This is a genomic window from Methanobrevibacter sp. (assembly GCF_045644645.1).
Lineage (GTDB): Archaea > Methanobacteriota > Methanobacteria > Methanobacteriales > Methanobacteriaceae > Methanocatella.
In genome coordinates this window covers 1-5,438 of the sequence record NZ_JAZRHE010000142.1, presented here as the reverse complement: position 1 = coordinate 5,438, position 5,438 = coordinate 1, and the positions used below count along the sequence as shown (strand labels likewise).

Genomic DNA, 5,438 nt, shown 5'->3' with positions numbered 1-5,438 from the left:
ATTTTTTTATATAACAACTGTTATACTCTTTCAGGAGGACATTAATATGGCTATACATGCAAAACATCAAGGAAAAGAGTCTTGTAAAAGAAGAAAACTTAAAAGATTGCTTGATTTAGAAAAAGATACTTGCCCTAATAGAGAACAACGTGCTAACGGTACTAATGTCTATTATGGTAAAGCAACTGATTTGTTAAATGATGCAAAAGAAGGAAAAATTAGAATTCCTGATAGAAAATTCCAACAGTCTGGTGGTTGTGTATTAAATTTCTATCTTTCAAATAGAGTAACAACTATTCGTGATGCAGTTACAATATTTAATGCACCAGTAGGTTGTTCAGCAGGATCATTGGGTTATAGAGAATTATATCGTGGAGTTCCAGAATCATTAGGAAGAACAAATGAATACAATTCCGCTTGGATGACCACAAACCTGCAACAGGATGATGTTGTATACGGTGCTTCAGAAAAATTAAGAGATGCAATATTAAAAGCAGAAGAACGTTACAGTCCCCAAGCAATTTTCATATTGACCTCATGTACCACAGGAATCATTGGGGAAGATATTGAAGGAACTGTTGAAGAAGTGCAACCCTACATAAATGCAAAGATTGTACCAATTCACTGTGAGGGAATTAGAAGTAGATTAGTTCAAACCGGTTATGATGCTTTCTGGCATGCAGTTTTAAAATATTTAGTTAAAGAACCTGAGAAAAAACAGGAAGATCTTGTAAATGTTGCAAGTATGTTATCATACACCTGGCAGGACAGATTAGAAATAAAAAGACTACTTGGAAAAATTGGGCTTAGAGTGAATTTCATTCCAGAATTTGCAACTGTTTCAGACTTCGAACAGTTATCTGAAGCTGCTGTAACTGCACCAATTTGTCCAACATACACTGATTATTTATCTCGTGGATTAGAGCAAAAATATGGCGTTCCATATTTCTTATATCCTTCTCCAACAGGTATTTCAAATACTGATGAATGGTTGAGAAATATAGCTAAATTTACTGGTAAAGAAGATGAAGTTGAAAAGTTAATTGAAGAAGAGCATAAAATTTGGGTTCCGAAAATGAACGCCATTAAAGAGGAATTTGTAAGTTTAAGAAAAAATGGTGAAAAGCCAACAGTTTTAGGTTCACTTGGTCAAGGAAGATTAGTGTCTCAAATGCCTTATTTCGATGAATTGGGCCTCGCAACTCCTGCTGCAATGGCACAAGACTTTGATGATTTATTAATAGATGAACTTGAAGAAATTATTGAAAACAATGGAGATTTCCAAATAATGGTTAATACATTCCAAGCTGCAGAACAAGCTAATGTAACAACTAATCTGGATCCGGATTTAACATTAACTTGCCCATTCCAAGGAGGAACCTGGGAAAGAGATAATAATGTGACAAGGATTCATTCACTTAGAGGTGATCCAGAACCTACAAGTGCTCAATCTGGTTATTCAGGAGCAATAGCATTTGGTAACTTCTTGTTGCATGCATTTAAAAATAAGTCATATCATAAAACTTTGGCTGAAAAAACAGAAAAAAGTTATAAAGATTGGTGGTACGAACAAGATAATCCATTGTACTACTTAAATGAAGGAAAATAATTTAGGAAGTGATTATTTGTCTAGCGAGAATACATTGGATAACAAATCCGGAATATCAACTAATGTTGAGCATTTTGAAAGAGAATCCGTTGAAGCACCACGTTACAGTTGTGCTTTAGCAGGTGTTTATGGTACCACATTAGGTATTAGAGGAGGAATTCCAATATTGCACTCTGGTGCAGGATGTGGTGTTGGTCAACTATTTGGAACATTATATGCCGGCGGTGAGTCCGCTGGAGGAAATGAAGGAGGAACTAGTACTCCATGTTCCTGTCTAGTTGAAGAACATGTAATTTTGGGAGGTGAAGAAAAACTTAGTAATCTAATTGAATCAACAATTGAAATAGCTAATGATGAGTTATTTGTTGTGACTTCCGGATGTGTTCCATCATTAATTGGTGATGATGTTGACCAGGTCGTAGAAGAATTTAGAGATCAAGCAGCCGTAATACACGTTAATGCCCCAGGATTTAAGGCCAATTCTTTAGAAGGTTATAATCTATTTTGGGATGCAATTATAGATCAGTTATTACCGGAAGAAAAAGGTGCTGTAAACGAAAAAACAGTCAATATTTTTGGAATTGTCCCATACAACCATGTTTATTGGAAAGGCGATCTTTTAACAATTAAAACTCTCTTAGAATCAATAGGTATAAAAACTAACATTATCTTTTCTGAAAAAAATGGTTTAGATCATATTAACAAAATTCCAACTGCAGAATACAATATTGTTGTAAATCCATGGTTGGGAGTTAGAGCTGTTGAAAAGTTGGAAGAAAAATATGGAACACCCTTCATTAAGTATCCGAATGTTCCTATAGGTGCAAAACAAACTGGTGAGTTTTTAAGATTAGTTGGTGAAAAACTAAATATTCCAAGTGAGACTGTTGAAGAATTCATTGCAAAAAAAGAAGATTGGAATTATCGGTTAATGGAATACCCTGGCGATGCTATTATATTGGTACGTCCAAATTCATTCTATGCCGTTGCTGCTGAAAGTAGTTATGCTATTGGATTTACTAAATTTTTAGCTAATGAATTGGGGTATTTGCCAGACATTATTCAGATAACTGATAATCCGCCAGTTGAAGTGAGGGAAGAAATATTGTATGAAATTAAAAACAATTTAGATACTGTAGTTGAACCAGATGTAATATTTGAAGCAGATACTTATAAAATAAGGAAAAACCTGGAAGACAGACCGTTTTTATTCCTATTCTCCAGTTCAATAGAAGCACCCACATCAATAGAAGATTATAATGCTTTGCATGTCCCAATTTCTTATCCAATATATAACAAATCAGTTCTTGTAAAACATTATGCTGGCTATGATGGAGGATTAACGTTAGTAGAGGATATTGTAAGTTCATTTGTAGGACCATTATAAAAAAGGAGGTGAGATTGTGGCAAAACAAATAGCAATATACGGAAAAGGAGGTATTGGAAAATCAACAACCACTTCAAATTTATCAGCGGCTTTATCCGATTTGGGGTATAGCGTAATGCAAATAGGTTGTGATCCTAAAAATGATTCAACAACCACCTTAAGAAAGGGCAAATCCATTCCAACAGTATTGGATACCGTAAGGAAAAGATCAAGTGATTTGGATAATCTTGTTCATGAAGGATACAATGGAATTTATTGTGTTGAAGCAGGGGGTCCCGAACCGGGTGTCGGATGTGCTGGAAGAGGGATTATCGCAGCTATCGAATTATTGGATACAAATGGTATAATTGAAGAATACAATCCCGACATCATTATTTATGATGTTTTGGGAGATGTAGTATGTGGTGGTTTTGCAATGCCGATTCGTAAAGGTATCGCTGATCAGGTTTATACTGTAACTTCATCCGATTACATGGCAATTTATGCTGTAAACAATTTATTCAAAGGTATTTTGAAATATTCAAATAATGGTGGTGCATTATTAGGTGGAGTAATTGGAAATTCAATAAAATCAACTCTTCAAGAAGATATGATCAAAGATTTTACAAATGAAACAAACAGTGATGTAATTCAGTTTGTTCCAAGGTCACCCACTGTAACACGTTGTGAATTGGATGGGGTGACAACTATTGAAGGAGCACCTGATTCAGCGCAAGCAGAAGTTTACAGAGAACTTGCTCGAAAAGTAATAGCAAATAAAAACAAGTTTTTACCAACACCGTTTGATAATGATGATCTGTCTGATTGGGCATCCGGTTGGATAAATCAGTTATTATTAAATGAGAAAATTGAAAAAGACAATATTCAGACTGAAAGTTCTGGAATATAGTCTTTATAATCTCCAAAATTGAAACACGAATAACAAATAAAACATATATCAACCTCAAGAGAATTTCAATCTCTTTAAATGAAACACGGATAATTAATCATATATGACCAAAATCATGATTAATTATCCCTCCTCCCCATTAACTAATTTTAAATATTAATATGTTTAATTTGCATTATTCTTTTTGGAAAATTTTGAGTTTTAAAACAAATTATAATAATTCAGATTTTTCTAACGCTTGACGCAAGTCTTCTATAATATCACCAACATCCTCAATACCGACTGAAAATCTAAAGAATCCATTGTGAAATTCTTCGGGATACAAATATTGCCTTTCATCATTTTCACCTATGAAAACAATTAAACTTTCATCATGCCCCAATGAAACTGCAGAAGTAATTATTTTTAAATAGCTTACAAATTCATTGTGTTTATCGTGATTAGCTTTAAGACCAAATGCAATCATTCCCCCGTAACCGTTAATCATTTGTTTTTTAGCAATATCATGGCATTTATTTGATTTCAAACCAGGATAAGAAACAAAACTCACGTTTTCTTGTGATTCCAACCATTCAGCTACTTTTTGTGCACTTTCATTGTGCACTTTCATTCTTAAAGGGAGAGTTACAGAGCCTCTCATAATTAGCCATGCATTAAATGGACTTATTGTTGATCCTATATTAACTTGTGCCTGTTCACGAATCGGGGCAAGTAATTCTTTTTTATTTGAGATAATTGCACCACCCATTGAGTCCCCATGCCCATTAATGTATTTAGTTAAACTCTCAATTACATAATCCGCACCCAATTCGAGAGGGCACTGATTGAATGGGGATGCAAAGGTATTGTCAACTGATAGCAATGCATCATGTTCATGTGCAATTTTCGCAATTTCAGCAATATCTGAGATTCCTATTGTCGGATTTCCAGGTGTTTCGATATGAACTAGTTTTGTATTTGGCCTAATAACTTTTTTAACCTCATTCAGGTCTGTTGTATCGACAATCGTAGTGTCTACCTTAAATTTGTTATTAAATAATTCATTCAAAAGCCTATATACTGCAATATATGTTACATTTGAAAATACAACATGGTCTCCTGATGATAGAATTGAGAAAAACAATCCCGATAATGCTCCTACACCACTTGCAAGAACAATTGCATCTTTCCCATTTTCAAGGTTTGCTATTTTTTCTTCAAGATATTTCTGATTAGAACCTCCATTTCGAGTATATAAAATCTTATCTGCACTACTCCAATTCATATTTGTCGGATCATAAGGCAATTCATAACTGTTTCCCATAGTTATGGGGCGTTTAATTGCATTTGTTTCACTGTCAACATCATTTCCAGCATGCACTGCACGGGTTTGAAATCCTAATTCAGTTCCATAATTTCTTTTTGACATATTATTTTACCTACAATTTAATTATGTATTATATTAAAAAAATACCTATATGTAACTATTGTTATATTTTACAAAAATATTTAAATATTACTTTCACAATATTAGAATTAATGAAAAAATAACTATTGTTATAATTTTATAATAT

4 protein-coding genes are annotated in these 5,438 nt (G+C 33.6%); 3 read left to right on the top strand and 1 reads right to left on the bottom strand.

Features of this window, described 5'->3' with window-relative positions:
* The first annotated feature begins 46 nt into the window (after positions 1 to 46).
* The 3 genes from ACKI4K_RS08585 to ACKI4K_RS08575 are packed head-to-tail and all read left to right on the top strand — an operon-like array spanning position 47 to position 3,885.
* The gene (locus ACKI4K_RS08585) at positions 47 to 1,609 is read left to right on the top strand and encodes a nitrogenase component 1 (protein ID WP_407424205.1); all 1,563 of its coding nucleotides are present in this window, start codon (positions 47 to 49) and stop codon (positions 1,607 to 1,609) included.
* A gap of 16 nt (positions 1,610 to 1,625) precedes the next feature.
* Positions 1,626 to 2,996, top strand: coding sequence for a nitrogenase component 1 (locus ACKI4K_RS08580; protein WP_407424203.1), 1,371 nt, complete (start codon positions 1,626 to 1,628; stop codon positions 2,994 to 2,996).
* A gap of 16 nt (positions 2,997 to 3,012) precedes the next feature.
* On the top strand, positions 3,013 to 3,885 hold the full coding sequence (locus ACKI4K_RS08575) for an AAA family ATPase (protein ID WP_407424202.1): 873 nt from the start codon (positions 3,013 to 3,015) through the stop codon (positions 3,883 to 3,885).
* A gap of 211 nt (positions 3,886 to 4,096) precedes the next feature.
* On the opposite strand, the gene ACKI4K_RS08570 is transcribed toward ACKI4K_RS08575, so the two are convergent.
* Positions 4,097 to 5,293 carry a trans-sulfuration enzyme family protein gene (locus ACKI4K_RS08570; RefSeq protein ID WP_407424200.1) on the bottom strand — a complete coding sequence of 399 codons (1,197 nt, stop codon included), beginning with the start codon at positions 5,291 to 5,293 and terminating at the stop codon, positions 4,097 to 4,099.
* Between the last annotated feature and the right edge of the window lie 145 nt (positions 5,294 to 5,438).

Excerpts from the sequence above, each read along its gene's own strand:
- ACKI4K_RS08585 (WP_407424205.1), top strand. The coding sequence starts at position 47 with ATGGCTATACATGCAAAACATCAAGGAAAAGAGTCTTGTAAAAGAAGA.
- ACKI4K_RS08570 (WP_407424200.1), bottom strand. The coding sequence starts at position 5,293 with ATGTCAAAAAGAAATTATGGAACTGAATTAGGATTTCAAACCCGTGCA.